This window comes from Calyptranema fuscum S582 (genome assembly GCF_055793305.1).
Genome location: NZ_JBSLYH010000002.1, coordinates 235,382 through 251,436 on the forward strand (window position 1 = coordinate 235,382; position 16,055 = coordinate 251,436).

Annotated in this window: 10 protein-coding genes; 5 read left to right on the forward strand and 5 right to left on the reverse strand. The window is 50.2% G+C overall.

All coding sequences use genetic code 11. From position 1 onward, the window contains the following. The first annotated feature begins 91 nt into the window (after nt 1-91). The gene (locus ACR6Z4_RS02530; RefSeq protein WP_479715636.1) at nt 92-5,044 is read left to right on the forward strand and encodes a CHAT domain-containing protein; all 4,953 of its coding nucleotides are present in this window, start codon (nt 92-94) and stop codon (nt 5,042-5,044) included. A 174-nt stretch (nt 5,045-5,218) separates the two neighbouring features. Here ACR6Z4_RS02530 and ACR6Z4_RS02535 read toward each other — a convergent pair whose 3' ends face one another. From ACR6Z4_RS02535 to ACR6Z4_RS02545, 3 genes are all read right to left on the reverse strand, one after another. Further along, a complete protein-coding gene (locus ACR6Z4_RS02535; protein ID WP_479715637.1) occupies nt 5,219-5,995 on the reverse strand; it encodes a DUF928 domain-containing protein in 777 nt (258 codons plus the stop codon). A 48-nt stretch (nt 5,996-6,043) separates the two neighbouring features. After that, nucleotides 6,044-6,205, reverse strand: coding sequence for a hypothetical protein (locus ACR6Z4_RS02540; protein ID WP_479715638.1), 162 nt, complete (start codon nt 6,203-6,205; stop codon nt 6,044-6,046). A gap of 358 nt (nt 6,206-6,563) precedes the next feature. Beyond that, nucleotides 6,564-6,836 carry a GlsB/YeaQ/YmgE family stress response membrane protein gene (locus ACR6Z4_RS02545; protein ID WP_479715639.1) on the reverse strand — a complete coding sequence of 91 codons (273 nt, stop codon included), beginning with the start codon at nt 6,834-6,836 and terminating at the stop codon, nt 6,564-6,566. Nucleotides 6,837-7,667: 831 nt separating this feature from the next. Between ACR6Z4_RS02545 and ACR6Z4_RS02550 the strand changes: the two genes are divergently transcribed. The 4 genes from ACR6Z4_RS02550 to yidD all read left to right on the forward strand — a co-directional run bounded on the left by ACR6Z4_RS02550 (nt 7,668) and on the right by yidD (nt 12,507). Then, nucleotides 7,668-10,805, forward strand: a complete 3,138-nt coding sequence (locus tag ACR6Z4_RS02550) for a valine--tRNA ligase (protein WP_479715640.1) — start codon at nt 7,668-7,670, stop codon at nt 10,803-10,805. A gap of 302 nt (nt 10,806-11,107) precedes the next feature. After that, nucleotides 11,108-11,701 carry a hypothetical protein gene (locus ACR6Z4_RS02555; RefSeq protein ID WP_479715725.1) on the forward strand — a complete coding sequence of 198 codons (594 nt, stop codon included), beginning with the start codon at nt 11,108-11,110 and terminating at the stop codon, nt 11,699-11,701. Between the two features lie 222 nt (nt 11,702-11,923). Further along, a complete protein-coding gene (locus ACR6Z4_RS02560) occupies nt 11,924-12,223 on the forward strand; it encodes a hypothetical protein (protein ID WP_479715641.1) in 300 nt (99 codons plus the stop codon). Nucleotides 12,224-12,234: 11 nt separating this feature from the next. After that, nucleotides 12,235-12,507 carry a membrane protein insertion efficiency factor YidD gene (gene yidD / locus ACR6Z4_RS02565; RefSeq protein WP_479715642.1) on the forward strand — a complete coding sequence of 91 codons (273 nt, stop codon included), beginning with the start codon at nt 12,235-12,237 and terminating at the stop codon, nt 12,505-12,507. Nucleotides 12,508-12,710: 203 nt separating this feature from the next. On the opposite strand, the gene ACR6Z4_RS02570 is transcribed toward yidD, so the two are convergent. Next, on the reverse strand, nt 12,711-13,211 hold the full coding sequence (locus ACR6Z4_RS02570) for an FHA domain-containing protein (RefSeq protein WP_479715643.1): 501 nt from the start codon (nt 13,209-13,211) through the stop codon (nt 12,711-12,713). Nucleotides 13,212-13,514: 303 nt separating this feature from the next. Then, a complete protein-coding gene (locus ACR6Z4_RS02575) occupies nt 13,515-15,950 on the reverse strand; it encodes a heavy metal translocating P-type ATPase (RefSeq protein ID WP_479715644.1) in 2,436 nt (811 codons plus the stop codon). Nucleotides 15,951-16,055: the final 105 nt, after the last annotated feature.

Below are 16,055 nucleotides of genomic sequence, written 5' to 3' on the forward strand. Positions count from 1 at the left end.
TACGACAACAGGGTTTCCCTGCCATCCTCCGCTTCAGAGACGTGTGCAAAGCCTTTCCAGGGGTACGAGACTATCAACAGGTAACAACAAGATGCGCAATTCTCCATCCGGACAACATACCGTGGGATTCATCCATGCGATCGCCCCTCGTGTGGTTTTCTTATTCATGGCGGTTTATGGCGGATTGCCCGGTGCTGCACTGGCACAATCGGTCACCGCTGAACCCAACGGAGCAGGAACCGTTGTCCATCAGACGGGCAACACTATTACCATCCGGGGAGGGACTCGATCTGGGTCAAACCTGTTTCATAGTTTTGAGCAATTTGGGCTGAGTGCTAATGAAATTGCCGACTTTCGCTCTCGACCCAATATCGAAAATATCCTGGCACGGGTGATGGGGGGCGATGCTTCTTACATCAACGGATTACTAAGGGTAACGGGGGGCGATGCCAATCTATACTTGCTCAATCCGGCAGGCATTTTGTTTGGGGCAAATGCGCGTCTGGATCTACCTGCTTCTTTCTATGCCACTACTGCTACAGGCATTGGGTTAGGCGATCGCACCTTCAACGCTTTTGGTTCCAACAATTACGCCAACTTAACGGCACATCCCGATAGCTTTGCCTTTACCCTGGCGCAACCAGGGGCGATCGTGAATGCAGGCAATCTCACGGTCAACCCCGGCGAAAATCTATTTCTTGTCGCTGGCACGGTGATTAACACAGGCACCTTATCAGTCCGGGGAGGCACCCTGACGATCGCCGCCATTCCGGGAGTGAATCGGGTGCGGGTCAGTCAAGCAGGCAATTTGCTCAGCCTGGAATTACAGCCACCCAACGGCGGCTGGGATCAACGGGTGCATCCTATCCCCTTTGAACCGCTGTCCCTGCCAGCACTGTTGACAGGTGGGGAACTGGACAATGCTAACACGATCACAGTGAACCCAGATGGCACAATTCGTCTGGGTGGCTCAACCATTGCCATTCAACCTGGAACAGCGATCGCCTCTGGCACCCTGAATACGGCTACAGCCCGATCCTTTACGCCTGAAATTAATCTTTTGGGCGATCGCGTTGCTGTCATCGGTGCCGATCTGAATGCGTCTGCTGGTACTGACGGCGGAACAGTTCGCATTGGGGGCGACTATCACGGCGAGGGCACGGTGTTTAATGCCTCCCAGACCTTTGTCAGCGATGATTCCGGGATCACGGCGGATGCCTTGCGCCGAGGCAATGGCGGACGTGTTGTTGTCTGGGCAGATGATACAACTCAGTTTCTTGGCACGATTTCGGCACAAGGGGGGACACGATCGGGGGATGGTGGCTTTGTTGAAGTATCGGGTGCCCAAAACTTGTTATTTGACGGTCGTGTAAATCTGGCTGCCAGCCAGGGGCAACTGGGAACGCTGTTGCTCGACCCCACCAATATCACCATCTGGGATAGTCCAGACAGTGCGGGGGTTACAACTTCCCTCCCCACCATTTTTGCGTCGGATTTGTCTGGGGACATTTTCATCAATAGCTCGACCCTCTACTCTCAAACAGGAAATGTGGTGCTGGAAGCTACCAACGACATCACCGTGGACTCCAATGTTACGGTCGCTTTTCCGGTAGGCGGTGGCTCGATTACCTTGACGGCTGATGCCGATGCATCTGGAGAAGGGGATTTTGTTATGAATTCCGGCAGTCGGATATTGACCTCTGGGCGTAATCTCACCATTTCTGGACAAAATATTACAGTCACCGACATCAGTACGACCCATACCGTGCCTTCAGCAAATTCAGGGTCGTTGACACTCGCCGCAGAAGCCAGTATTGTAACGGGCGATTTGGAGTCGTTCTCGTCTTCAAGTTATGGAGATGCTGGTAATGGAGGAGCCGTTACTATCACTGCCGGGGGCGCTATTGAGACAGGTAACATCGACTCATCCTCATTCTCCTCTTTGGGAGATGCCGGGGATGGCGGTGCAATCAGGCTCTCCGCAGGAGACAGCATTATCACAGGAACTTTAGATTCATCATCGTCCTCAGACTTAGGCGATGTTGGCAATGGGGGAGTCATTACCATTGCCACAGACAGCACTATTACAACAGGCAATTTAGATTCATCTTCATCTTCTCTGGCAAATACTGGCAATGGAGGAACGATCGCCCTTACATCTGGGGGTGATATGGAAATAGGTAATGTGGACTCATTCTCGTCCTCATCCTCTGGTGGAGATACGGGGGATGGCGGTGCGATCGCTATCACCACAGATAGCAGTATGATAACGGGTAATTTAGATTCATCTTCGTCCTCCTCTAATGGCGATGCTGGAGATGGAGGCGGAATCACCTTATCTGCCGTGGATGATATAGAAACGGCAGATCTAGACTCGTCCTCGTTCGCTAATGGAGATGCTGGGAATGGTGGTGCAATCAGGCTTTCCACAGACGGCAGTATGCTCACAGGTAATTTAGACTCATCTTCGTCGTCTTCACATAGCGATGCTGGGGATGGAGGACGGGTCAGCTTATCCGCTGTGGGCGAGGTTGAAACAGGTAATCTAGACTCATTCTCATCCTCATTTTCGGATGGAGATGCGGGCGATGGTGGTGCGATCGCTATCACTACTTCGGGCAGTATTGTCATAGGAGATTTAAACTCGTCTTCGTCCTCTGAGGGCGGAGGTACGGGCAACGGCGGCGCGGTCAGGCTGAATGCAGAGGGTGATATCGAAACAGGTGACTTAATTTCGTCTTCTGGCTCTGGTTCTTCCACTACCGTATCTGGCTCTTCCTCCTCTTCTACTACGTTCGATGCTGGGGATGGCGGCGCGATCGCTATCACTACATCGGGCAGTATTGTCATAGGAGATTTAAACTCGTCTTCGTTCTCTGAGGGCGGAGGTACGGGCAATGGCGGCGCGGTCAGGCTGAATGCAGAGGGTGATATCGAAACAGGTGACTTAATTTCGTCTTCTGGCTCTGGTTCTTCCACTACCGTATCTGGCTCTTCCTCCTCCTCTACTACGTTCGATGCTGGGGATGGCGGCGCGATTGCCATTACGACATCGGGCAATATTGTCACAGGAGCGTTAGACGCGTCCTCATTCTCTGAAGGTGAAGATGCTGGGGATGGCGGTAGGATAGCTCTTACAGCCAGTAGTGGGTCTATTGAGTCGGGTGATCTGAATAGTTCCGGCAATAACGGTGGCAATATCATCGTCACGGCTGATAGTGCCATTACTCTGGGGGTCATCGATGCCAGCGGCTCCAGCCAAAATGGTGGCAATGTTACGCTTGACCCCAGCGGTGATGTTGAGGTGGCTTCGATCAATACCGAGGGGGGCGACGATGGTACAGGCGGTACCGTCGATATCACGGCGGGTGGGTTCTTCCGGGCAACCGATACATTTACCAACCGTGATGGCACAGACGCCAGCATTTCAACGGCTGGCGGACAGGGGGGTGGTGCCGTCATCATTCGGCACGGCGGCAATGGCGAAACTCCCTTTGTGATTGGCGAACCCTTTGGCAATAACGGTAGCCTGGGCGCGATTACGGATGGTGAATCAACCTTCAATGTGGGTGAATCGTTTGAAGGTAGTATTACTCGTGGCAATCTGCAACTGATTACGGAAGCAGAATCGGTTGATCCGTCAGGATGTGAACCCGGTGCAGGTTGTACGCCCGACGAAGATGTAGATGAGTCAGGATGCGAACTTGATGAAGATTGCATTCATGAGGATGAGGATGACGAGTTTGATGAAGATGATGAGTTTAGCGAGGGCGGAGAAGACTTCATAGAGATTCCAGATGAAACCTTTGCCCAACGTCCATTGCTTGCCATCCAAAGCCAAACTGGGGTGCAACCGGCACTGGTCTACGTCAGTTTTGTCTCACCGGATATCCCCGTCAGCATAGATTTGGGGCAACGTGATGCGATCGCCACGCAAGAGATGACTGATTTTCTCAATCGCCCAAACCCGACTGAATCCGTTCTACTAACCGCTCAACGACGCGAGGATGATGAACTAGAGTTATTGCTCGTGCCACCCAACGGAAAGATCATTCGCTATCGGGTTCCGGGTGTGACGCGGGCGATGGTGACTCAGACCAATCAGGAGTTGGTGCGAAATATTAGCCGTTATCGTTACTATCCCAACCTCTATCTAGAGCCAGCCCAACAGCTCTATCAATGGTTGATTGCACCGCTAGAAGCAGACTTGGCTGAGGAAAACATCCAGAATGTATCGTTTATCGTCGATACAGGCTTAAGAACCATGCCGATGGCAGTGCTGCATGATGGCAATCAGTTCCTCATAGAAAAATATAGCCTTGGGTTAATGCCCAGCCTTAGCCTTACCGATACCCAACATCGAGATATTCGTAATTTACCTGTATTGGCGATGGGTGCATCGGACTTTGCGGAGCTAGATGACCTTCCGGCAGTGCCATTAGAACTTAGCACCATTGCATCAGAAGTGCGCAATAGTGTGGCATTCCTCAACCAGGAGTTTACCGTTGCCAATTTGCTGAATCAGCGCTGGCTGACCCCTTATGGCATTGTGCATCTGGCAACCCATGCAACATTCCGTCCGGGTGCCCCACAAAACTCTTATATTCAATTTGGCGATCGCCAGTTGCCCTTTGATCAACTGCGACAGTTGCAACTCAACGATCCACCTGTCGAACTTTTGGTTCTAAGTGCCTGTCAGACTGCCGTTGGCGATACCTCGTCTGAGTTAGGATTTGGCGGGTTAGCAGTGCAGGCAGGGGTGCGATCGGTATTGGCGAGTCTGTGGTCGGTGAGCGACGTCGGGACTTTAGGATTCATGAGTGAGTTTTATCAACAATTGCAGCAAGCTCCGATCCGCTCTGAAGCTTTACGGCAAACCCAACTGGCGCTGTTGCATGGAGAGGTTCGCATTCAAGATGGACAGTTACTCTTGCCCAATAACGAAGCGATCGCCTTGCCGCCAGAGCTAGCAGAAGCCGACACCATAAACTTCTCCCATCCCTACTTTTGGGCATCCTTTACGATGATTGGTAATCCCTGGTAAAACGGGGGGACTAATCTGGTGGATAAATTTGAACGTGAACCCTTCGGGTTCACGTTCAAATTTATCCGATTATGAAGCAATGCCATAAAACGACGTGTTGCTGCCTGGGCTTGCCCAGGCAGCAACACAGGATGAGGGACTGAGAATAACCCAATTTATCTTCAAAACCAGAGTCTACTGAACGGGCGGGACGGTGTCGGTTTGCGGTTGCAATTCTAAGACAGGGGTTTGAGCCATTTCTTGCAAATGAAACAACCCCAAGAGTCCAATCCATTCCTGAGGATGCTCCGTCCGATGGAGTGCCAACTGGGTCAGCATTTCTTGCCAGATATCGTGATTCGCATAGATCATGTATTGATCAGAGGCAGGTGTAACAGCCAGTTGCTGACTGAGTTCGGCATCGGTTGCCACCCGCTCGACCCATCCCGACACAGCGTTGTCGTCGGATGGCATATCGGGGTTGACTACGACCGAAAAGATCCATTGATATTGCCGACCAACCTCTAAACCGGGTTGATTGGTTGGCACCTGAAAGCGAACAATTCCTGCGGTTTCCGGTAGCGCAACGGCGATCGGTTGTTCTAAAACCGGCATTTGGTTGTCATCCAGTAAGATGAACTCGGCAGAAAGAGGGGCTGAAGTGCGATCGCCTGTTGAAATGGCATCGGGTGACCAATAAAACCAGAAGCTGGGATACGCTTCTACCGTTGTCCCTAAAGAACTAGAGGGAACTAACGGAATCAAACCGCCTGATTGGGTGGTTTCACTGCGAATCGCACCTCCTCTAGATCGTCCCGACGCATTACCTTCAGACCGTTCTCGGCTAAAAATTCCTTGAATCCGTTCAGAGAAAGATTGGGCAGTGGCAGGCTGCGGCAGAGCAATAGTCAGGCATGTAGCAGAGCCCAGCAGTGCCAGAAGGACGATTCGGAAAACGTGACGATTTAACATTGTTTTATAAATGAGGCTGGGGAAATTAATCTAACGACGGCTGTAGCATCATATTGAGATCAGGCGGCTGGGGACTTGTAAACCAGTAATGTTTGCCTTTGAGGGTGTGTTAGGCGATCGCCGTAACGCACCGCAGGCATTTCCATGCTGACGCAAGTCCCACATGGGTATGGCGTTAAACGTAAAACTTGGAGTTTCCCGTTCAGCCATACTCATATCTGTGATGATAGCAATTACACTTACGATCTCCCAACCTGACTCGGTTGTATCAGGTTAGATTCTTTAAGATCACTGATTAGTTCACCGATGCTTCTTTTGGTGTTGCTGATGGTGGGGATGACGTTAAACGTAAAATGCATTCTTTTTGTGGCAGTGATAGCTTCGCTATCGCTGCCACAAAAAGAATGTATTTGATTCAATCCCTAGACCAAAACCGTACTTCAACAGCAGGCAATAGTATTAGATTCAAAATTAGATTCAAGCTGGCGATCGCACACAAAAAAGGGATGCAGTCAATACCTACATCCCCCTCTTCTATACCCCAAAAACTATGCTGAAAACACCCTGATTACACGGCTGTCCGTCGGGTAAACAGACCCCACAGGAAGATTGCGATAATGGCACCGATGATGGCAACAAACAGACCTGGCAAGCTAAATCCTACCGCTGTTAGTTGGAGTGACCCTGTAGACAAAAGTGTAAACAGAGAGCCACCGACGAAAGCGCCGATAATTCCCAATATCATGGTTCCTAAGATACCGCCACCTTGATGACCTGGGTAAATCGCCTTTGCGATCGCACCTGCAACCAGACCTAAAACAATCCAAGCTAAAATATTCATGGTTGAAATCCTTCTGAAGACCTCACGTTTATGTCCTTAATTTATCAATCAGCCTTGTTGGAACCTTCCATCGTGAGAGATAGTTGTTCAATTCAAAAGGTAGAGAAGAAAGGATATTACTTGATCTCGCACTTAAAATCAGATTGATGATGGGTCAAAAGCCTTTCAGAGCATGGCTTTCAACCTATTACCTGGTCTACTCAAGTGCGTCCGACACCAGGGGTGGCATCCCATAGCATTTGTCTCAACTATTGCCCGATCAAACGCCCAATCTAGAATTGCCCGATTGGCGAACACAATCAGTCTGCAAAGCCTACCTTTTTGGGTGTAGCAACTTCTGATTGCATCAAGTACAAGTAGCCGCGCAGAGCGCGACTCTCTCTCAATACCCCCCTACTCCATTGTTTCTTCATTGTTGGTCTATAGCGCTATGCAAGTTTGTTCAGTACTCCGCGCCCCACAACACTGACTGAATCAACCCGTACAGCGCTATATCGGTGAAACTCTGCGGTTAAAAATCCGTCGGTAGAAAAAGGAATCTGATAACTGCTCGTTCAACATGGCAAAATTTTAGATAACGTAGAACACAACCCCGTGACAATTAATGACGCGGGAGCGATGCTCTCGTCGATCTCATTATTTTTTCTCGTGGTTCCAGTCCTTCGGGCACGACACAACGTGCGTCTGTCCTGTAACGTTAAAAAGGGCATTGCGTCATCAGTCAGATAGGGTTGAGCAAAAAACCTGAGGGTTCCCGTTCCAATCTATCTGCCAAGGCAGCATTGCCTGAGAGCCATCTAAACCGTGATTAGAAGAGTTGAATTTCCTGGCATGACTGCAACTATCCCAACACTGCCCAGCCAATACGATCCCTCTACAACCGAAATCAAGTGGCAAAAGTATTGGGAATCCAAACAATGCTTCAGGGCAGACCCCAACGCAGGTGGAGAGCCTTTCTGTGTGGTCATTCCGCCGCCCAATGTCACGGGCAGCTTGCACATGGGGCACGCCTTTGAGAATGCCTTGATCGATGTTCTGGTTCGCTATCACCGGATGAAAGGGCGGAACACATTGTGGCTACCGGGAACAGATCATGCCAGCATTGCCGTGCAAACGATTCTAGAGCGAGAACTGCGTCAGCAGGGCAAAACCCGTGACCAGGTCGGGCGTGAGGCGTTTTTAGAACGGGCATGGCAGTGGAAGGAAGAATCAGGCGGCACCATTGTTGGGCAGTTGCGCCGCTTAGGTGTGTCGGTAGATTGGACTCGCGAACGCTTCACCATGGATGAAGGCTTGTCTAAGGCCGTTCTCACAGCCTTTACTCAGCTGTATAAAGAGGGGCTAATCTATCGAGGCAAATATATGGTCAACTGGTGCCCCGCCAGCCAGTCGGCTGTATCGGATCTGGAAGTAGAAAATGTCGAAGTCACTGGTAATCTCTGGCATTTTCGCTACCCTCTGACCGATGGATCGGGATATGTAGAAGTCGCCACCACACGCCCAGAAACCATGCTGGGTGATACGGCGGTTGCCGTGAACCCCAACGACGATCGCTACAGAGATTTGGTGGGCAAAACGCTGATGCTGCCGATTATGCAGCGCGAAATCCCCATCATTGCAGATGAGTATGTCGATGCGTCCTTTGGTACAGGGTGTGTTAAAGTCACGCCTGCTCATGATCCCAATGACTTTGACATGGGTCAACGGCACAATCTGCCGTTCATTAACCTGTTGCACAAAGACGGCACCTTAAATGAAAATGCAGGTCCATTTGCAGGGCAAGACCGCTTTGTGGCTCGCAAAAATGTGGTGCAACGGTTAGAAGAAGATGGCGTCCTGGTGCGAGTTGAAGAATATAAGCACACGGTGCCCTATAGCGATCGCGGCAAAGTTCCGGTAGAACCGCTGTTATCCACTCAATGGTTCGTCAAAATTCGCCCCATGGCAGACCGGGCACTTGAGTTTCTCGACCAAAAAAATGAACCCGTTTTCGTTCCCGATCGGTGGACGAAAGTGTATCGGGATTGGCTGGTAAGCTTGCGAGATTGGTGCATTTCACGTCAGCTGTGGTGGGGGCATCAGATCCCGGCCTGGTATGCCGTTAGCGAAACGGGCGGCGAAATAACGGATCATACTCCCTTCTTTGTTGCACCCAGTCTGGCAGAAGCCCGAGAACAGGCGATCGCCCAATTTGGTGAGAGCGTTCAGCTCGAACAAGATCCCGATGTGCTGGATACCTGGTTTTCTTCTGGTTTATGGCCCTTTTCAACGATGGGTTGGCCCCAAGAAACAGAAGACTTAGCGTTTTACTATCCCACCACCACCCTGGTAACAGGCTTTGACATCATTTTCTTCTGGGTTGCCCGCATGACAATGATGGCAGGGCATTTTATGGGCAATATGCCATTCCAGACGGTTTATATCCACGGTCTGGTGCGGGATGAAAACAATAAGAAGATGTCCAAGTCTTCTAACAATGGTATTGATCCCTTGATTTTGATCGACAAATATGGCACAGATGCCCTGCGCTATACGTTGATCCGGGAAGTTGTCGGAGCCGGACAAGATGTTCGGCTGGAATATAACCGCAAAACTGATGAATCTGTTTCCGTAGAAGCGTCGCGCAACTTTACCAATAAGCTGTGGAATGCTGCCCGGTTTGTAATGATGAACCTGGATGGGCAAACGCCTGGTCAATTGGGTCAGCCCGATGTGGATGCGTTGGAATTGAGCGATCGCTGGATTTTGTCGCGGTATCATCAGGTCGTCCAATCGGTCGAACATCACCTGGATCACTACGGCATGGGCGAATCGGCGAAAGAACTCTATGAGTTCATTTGGGGTGACTTCTGCGACTGGTATATCGAACTGGCAAAATCTAGACTCCAGCAAGACTCCCCGTCTCGCCGCGTAGCGCAGCAAACCCTGGCGCATGTGCTGGAGGGCATTTTGCGCTTGCTCCATCCCTTTACCCCTCACATTACCGAAGAAATTTGGCATACCCTCAACCAAATTGGCGAAGAACAAACGCTGGCATTGCAAGCCTACCCAACTGCCGACTCGTCGTTCATCAATCTGGATTTAGAGCAACGGTTTGAATTAATCATCGGCACTATCCGTACCATTCGCAATCTCCGGGCAGAAGCCGACATTAAACCGGGGATCAAGATTCAGACGTTATTACAAACCGAAAGCGATCGCGAACGTCAGATTCTTACGGCAGGTCAGTTCTATATCAAAGATCTGGCAAAGGTAGAACAGTTGACCATTGTCGAACCGGCTACCGCTGGTACAACCAGTAGCCCATCGTTGAGTGAATTCGGTGAGCAATTTCTCAGAGTGGTGCAGCAGTCTAAATCCTGGTTAAAAGACTACCGCAAGCCAGTTGTCAATCTGGCACTGCTGTTTCTGGTTTTGGTGGGTGCCAAGCTTACGATCGATATTTTATGGGCGATCGATAGCGTGCCAGTGTTACCCATCCTACTCAAACTGATTGGGTTGGTTTATACTCTCTGGTTTGTCTATCGCTATTTACTCAACTCCACCAGTCGTCAGGAGTTTGTTGCCAAGTTCAACACCCTTAAAGAAGAATTGGTGGGTCAGCCAGAAATGCCTTCAGCAGAGGTAATTCACCAGACAATGCCGAAAATGGCTAGTGCTGCCGTGGTTGAATCTGAGGCGATCAACCCCGAACCCCCCGCCACCCGTCAACAAATGGTTGCCGGGGTCGTCGGTACCGTTCAAGTTCTCATCCCTCTGGCAGGGGTCGTTGATGTCGATGCATTGCGGGGTAAGTTGCTTAAAGATTTAGCCAAGGTTGAGGCAGAGATTAAATCTCTAGGCGATCGCCTCAACAATCCCAAATTTGTTGAGAAAGCACCGGCTGATGTCGTTCAATCGGCAAGGGATACGCTTACCGAGGCAGAAAAACAGGCAGAAATTCTGCGGAGCAGACTGCAACAACTTTAGAATGAGGTAAAGTGTTCGTGTAGTCATCAGTCACCCGTTTACAGGAATGTCGAGGTCAAGGTCAATGATTTCGAGATGAGTCTCAAGGTTTGATTAATACCTGTGGATCTATCGAAATGACGAAGCTGAAAGCAAATTGATGACCCGTGTATCTAGCTTTGACTCTCCAGCTTTTCAGATGAAAAGCTCCTGGGTTTATCTACCAACTAACATATCTTTATAGAATCAAGACAGAGATGACCCTGTCTCTTAAAAGATATGCGAATATACTTTTTTTCAAGGATTCGTAATCTTTTGTGGCGATGCTACATCTGGCTCAGGTAGAAAAACGAGATCCTGAGGGCAAGGTTGAGTTTAAACTACTTGCCCAACAAAAGTCTGAGTATACTTGGACAGTCATTACTGATGCAGAATATGTTTTTGCCTCAGAAGGCGGGGACGACTGCAAAGAAGGCAGTTTGGTTCTCTTAGAACTTTCTAACACCCGGCAAGTTAAGCATATTCAAGATGCAACCGCCTGGGTACTTGCCCTGGTGGATCAATTTTTAGTCAGCGGCATTACGCCTGCAACCTTGCAGGAAGAAACAGAACGCGCCGAGCAGTGGCGTCAGGCACTCACCCTGCAAAGTCAAGAATTGGGTCGGCGCGCCTTAGAAATGGAAGCCCGTCGAGACCAAATTCAAGAGCTAGAAGAAAATTTAAAACGAGAGAAAAAACAACTTGAGCTGTTAGCAACCGAACTCAAGACGGACGAACAAGAATTAGATCAGCGGGCACTAGAGTTGGAGGCTCGCCAAGATCAAATTCAGCAGCTAGAAGAAAATTTAAGGCGAGAGAAAAAAAGGCTGGAATTACTGGCAGCCGAGCTGAAAACGAACATTAACATGAACCCGTAAGGATCTGCGGTTCAATAAAATTCCAGTTTGGGTGCGGCATGGCTTCGCCATGCCGCACCCAAACTGGAATTTTATTTGTATTTCTAGTCTCTAAACAGTCCCCAAAGGTTGCAAAACTCAGAGTCCGCATAGAATAGATGTTATTAACCAACATCATGGGGTGCGACTGAGTCGCACCCCATGATGTTGCTCGCTTAGTGCTGTCGGTTGGGTGATGCTACTGTGATTCAGCTATTTCTGTATGCCATCTATCGTCTGATCCACTGGATTCAGCCTGTTATTGTTCCTTTGTGCTTTGTGGTTGCCTGGGGCATGATTTTTATGGCAGTCTGGAGCCTTTGGGTAACGACGCAAGAGAGCGTTGCCAGGGCAAAACAGATGCATCAAGTCCCCTGTGCAAACTGTAAATATTTCACCAGAGACTATCACCTCAAATGTCCAATTCACCCCAGTCATGCTCTTTCGGAGATGGCGATCAATTGTCCTGACTATGAAACTACTCATCCAGCAGGATATTTCTAGAACATTCAGCCATGAAACACCTCTTCATTGGATTCATTCGCCTGTATCGCGTACTGATATCCCCGCTCTACCCGCCCGTCTGTCGTTTTCAGCCTACCTGCTCTCAATATGCCATTGAGGCGATCGCTCGTTTTGGACCGTGGCGCGGAAGCTTCATGGCAATTCGGCGCGTCTCTAAGTGCCATCCGTTTCATCCGGGTGGCTATGATCCTGTGCCCCCTCTGGCCACGGCAGGCGAACAGGGTGGCGATCGCCCAGACTCCGATGGGTCAAGTGAGACATAAATTAATTCAAAATATAGTGGTGGTATTCATCTAATGATTTTTTGTGGCGCGGGCGATGCCCGCGCCACAAAAAATCATTACTTTTTTAGGATTACCCAAACTATTAAGTGAGACCCAGGGCGATCGCCCTGCAAGTCTACACAGTTCCTTCTCCGGATAGCTGAACGAATTGCATTGCTCCCCCGAGGGGATAGATTCGACGCTTAAACTAAATCTGTATCAAACTCTTCATCTGCCTCTGAGTCTTCCATATCCTCATCATCCAGATCGTCTGAATCTTGATCTTCTGGGTCACCCACCATATTGGGGCTGATCAGCGTGATATCAAACTCATCGGGCGGCACTGTGGCAACAGCATCCCGTTTTAGTAAGTAATACAGCGCATGAACTTGAGGTCCAAAGACGATCTTGTCTTCATCTTGAAGGTCGTGAGCCTGTAGCTTGCGCCCATTGATTAGCAGCCCATTGGCGCTGGGCTTTCCTTTTAAATTACCGTCTACGATGCGGTAATAATAGCTGCCATCTTCATTGGGAAGCTGAACCAGGGTGGCGTGGCGACGAGAGACAAATTGAGAAATCAAGCGAATATCACACTTAGGATCTCTGCCAATAGAGTAAACAGGACTGTCTAGGATGAACTCTCGACGTCCCTTATTGTCTTCAATAATGAGCAGATGATTTTGTTGGGGTTCTGAGGTAGCCATCAATAAATCAGCGATACGACTACAACAACAGCCTATGGAAGCTGTCTGTCAAATGGTCGAGGCTATGGGTTAACAATGCAGTTTCCAGCCCAAAGCAAAAGGATCAAGATTCTGCCCAAAGCCGCTCAAACTTATGCTCGCTTAAGTATTAACTCAATTTAAGCGTTTCTCACTCTGAGAGCCTAACTGGGTTCCTAAAGTTCCAGATTTGATTTAAATCTACACCCTTCAATCTTGCTATTTCAAGAGTAGCACTCAACGAATCAAACACCACTGGAAAGGCGGATTGGGGGAAGATACCGATCAAAATTTAGACGGAGGAAATCGTCTGAGTAAGAGGGAGTTGGTGACAACACTGACTGAGCTAAACGCCATCAGTGCGCCTGCGGTTGCAGGGCTAAGAGTAATTCCTAAGGTCGGAACCAGGAACCCGGCTGCCGCAGGAATCCCTACGATATTGTATGCCAGTGCCCAAAAGAGATTTTGTCGAATCTTAGCAAAGGTTGCTTGACTCAGCCTGATTGATTCTACGACACCCAGGAGCCGATCGCGCATCAGAACAATTTCGGCAGTCTCAATCGCAGCGGCTGTGCCAGAGTGGAGAGAAATACTGACGTTCGCCTGAGCCAGTGCCGGAGAGTCGTTAATGCCATCGCCTACCATGGCAACATAGTTGCCTTGCTGCTGGAGTTGGGCGATCGCTTCTACTTTGCCATCGGGCCGTACATCCGATAAGACCTGCTCTGGCGATAACCCTAATGATTGGGCAATATGGTGCGCTGCTGCCGGGTGATCCCCAGTCAACAACATAATGTTCAACCCCATCTGGCGTAGTTGTGCGATCGTTGCTTTGGCATCGCTGCGTAAGGTATCTAAAACCGCGATGAGTCCGATTAGTACCTGATCCGCCGCTACATAAACGACGGTTTTACCGGCGTTTGTCAGGGTTTTAGCCGTTTGTAATGCCGCATCCTCGATGGCAATATGGTTTTGCTGCAACCATGCAGATGTCCCCAGCCATACAGTGTGTCCGGCAACCGATGCCGAAACACCAAACCCGGCTTGGGTCGCGAAACTGTGCGCTGTTAGCAACGGCAACTGTTTTTGCTGTGCCTGACTCAGGATCGCAGCCGAGAGCGGATGGCGAGTTCCACTTTCTACAGTTGCAGCCAGTTGCAACAGGTCTGATGCCGAAATGTGTGGGACTAAGGGAATACAATCTGTCACCGCCGGTTGTCCGGTGGTCAGGGTGCCCGTTTTATCAAACACAACGGTGGTCAGTCGATGCACTTTTTCTAAAACATCCCCCCCCCGAATCAAGATGCCACGTTCGGCTCCCAGGCTAGAGCCAACCAAAATAGCAGTGGGCGTCGCTAAACCCAGGGCACAGGGACAGGCAACGACCAGTACAGCGATCGCCAGTTTGAGGCTGAGCAATAGCCGAGGGTAGCTCGGTGCAATCTGCCCTGCATCCATGCCAGCCATCGCCTGGGTTGCCACGGTCACATCCTGACCCTGCATTCCAGAACCCTGCATTCCAGACATAGCGTGTTCTGCATGGGTTAGCATCTCTGTCCAGAGATTCGCGCCAACAAAATACCAAAAGACAAATGTCAGCAGGGCGATCGCCAATACGATGTAAGTAAAATAGCCTGCCACTGTATCTGCCAGTTTTTGCACAGGGGCTTTGCGGGTTTGCGCTGCTTCAACCAGGGCAATAATTTGCGAGAGGGTAGTATCTTTGCCCGTGCGCGTCGCTTGCATGGCGATCGCCCCCGATTGGTTAAGACTGCCTGCCGATAGCCAGTCCCCCGGTTGCTTTAATACGGGCATCGATTCTCCCGTTAGCATCGACTCATTGACTGTGGTTTCGCCTCGTTTTACCTGACCATCGACCGGAATTTTGTCGCCGGGTAAGACCTGTAACCATTCACCCACCTTCACCCGATCGGCAGGTAATTCAATAACGGTGCCCTGTTCATCCTGGATCAGACGGGCTAAATCTGGTTGTAAGCTGAGGAGTGACTGAAACGCAGCAGCAGCTTGCCCTCGGGCTCGTTGTTCTAGCGCCCGTCCCAGCAAGATAAAGCCCATGAGCATGACAGGCTCATCAAAGAAACAGTCCCAGCCCAACTGCGGTAATGCTAAGGCAACAACGCTCGTCGCATAGGATGCTAACGTGCCTAAGCCAACGAGGGTATTCATATTGGGCATGTTGTGCCGCAAGCCCTGCCACCCGGCTACCAAGATGGGACGACCGGGAACGATGAATGTGAGGGTCGCCAGTGCCCAGTGAAACCAGATGTCGCTGAGAATGGGCACGCCCCAGCCAAAATGTTTGAGATGCCCGATGGTGGAGAGGATCAGGAGAATCGCCGCGATCGCAACCTGACGAAACTGTTTTTGGGTTTCTTGCTGTTGTTTTTCGGCAGGGCTGAGAAGCGAGTGTTGTTCGACGGCGATCGCTTCGTCAGATGCCCACCGGACTTTGCTGGGAAATCCGCCGGTTGTTAGCGACTGAGCCAGAGTTGTAGCGTCGATCAGTTGGGGTTGGTATTCAACCATTGCCACTTCCGTGACCAAATTGACGGTTGCGGAGAGTACCCCAGCCTGCTCGCTCAATCGATTTTCAACCGCCTTAACACACCCTGCACACTTCATGCCACCGACATCTAAAGCAAGCGTTGCTGGAGAAGATGAAGAGGAGACGGGTGCCTTTTCTTCAGAAATGGTTTGCATACACAAGAGATAATGGTGGATTTAATAAACCCGGACGTTTATGTTTGGCAGCGCGGCGACGCCGCGCTGCCAAACATAAACGTCCGGATTTTAATTAATTTGTGA

What these genes read in the sequence shown, in the direction of transcription:
- yidD (WP_479715642.1), top strand. Translation starts at nt 12,235, where the DNA reads ATGAAACACCTCTTCATTGGATTCATTCGCCTGTATCGCGTACTGATA.
- ACR6Z4_RS02540 (WP_479715638.1), bottom strand. Translation starts at nt 6,205, where the DNA reads ATGGCTGAACGGGAAACTCCAAGTTTTACGTTTAACGCCATACCCATG.
- ACR6Z4_RS02570 (WP_479715643.1), bottom strand. Translation starts at nt 13,211, where the DNA reads ATGGCTACCTCAGAACCCCAACAAAATCATCTGCTCATTATTGAAGAC.
- ACR6Z4_RS02555 (WP_479715725.1), top strand. Translation starts at nt 11,108, where the DNA reads ATGCTACATCTGGCTCAGGTAGAAAAACGAGATCCTGAGGGCAAGGTT.
- ACR6Z4_RS02575 (WP_479715644.1), bottom strand. Translation starts at nt 15,950, where the DNA reads ATGCAAACCATTTCTGAAGAAAAGGCACCCGTCTCCTCTTCATCTTCT.
- ACR6Z4_RS02550 (WP_479715640.1), top strand. Translation starts at nt 7,668, where the DNA reads ATGACTGCAACTATCCCAACACTGCCCAGCCAATACGATCCCTCTACA.
- ACR6Z4_RS02535 (WP_479715637.1), bottom strand. Translation starts at nt 5,995, where the DNA reads ATGTTAAATCGTCACGTTTTCCGAATCGTCCTTCTGGCACTGCTGGGC.
- ACR6Z4_RS02545 (WP_479715639.1), bottom strand. Translation starts at nt 6,836, where the DNA reads ATGAATATTTTAGCTTGGATTGTTTTAGGTCTGGTTGCAGGTGCGATC.
- ACR6Z4_RS02530 (WP_479715636.1), top strand. Translation starts at nt 92, where the DNA reads ATGCGCAATTCTCCATCCGGACAACATACCGTGGGATTCATCCATGCG.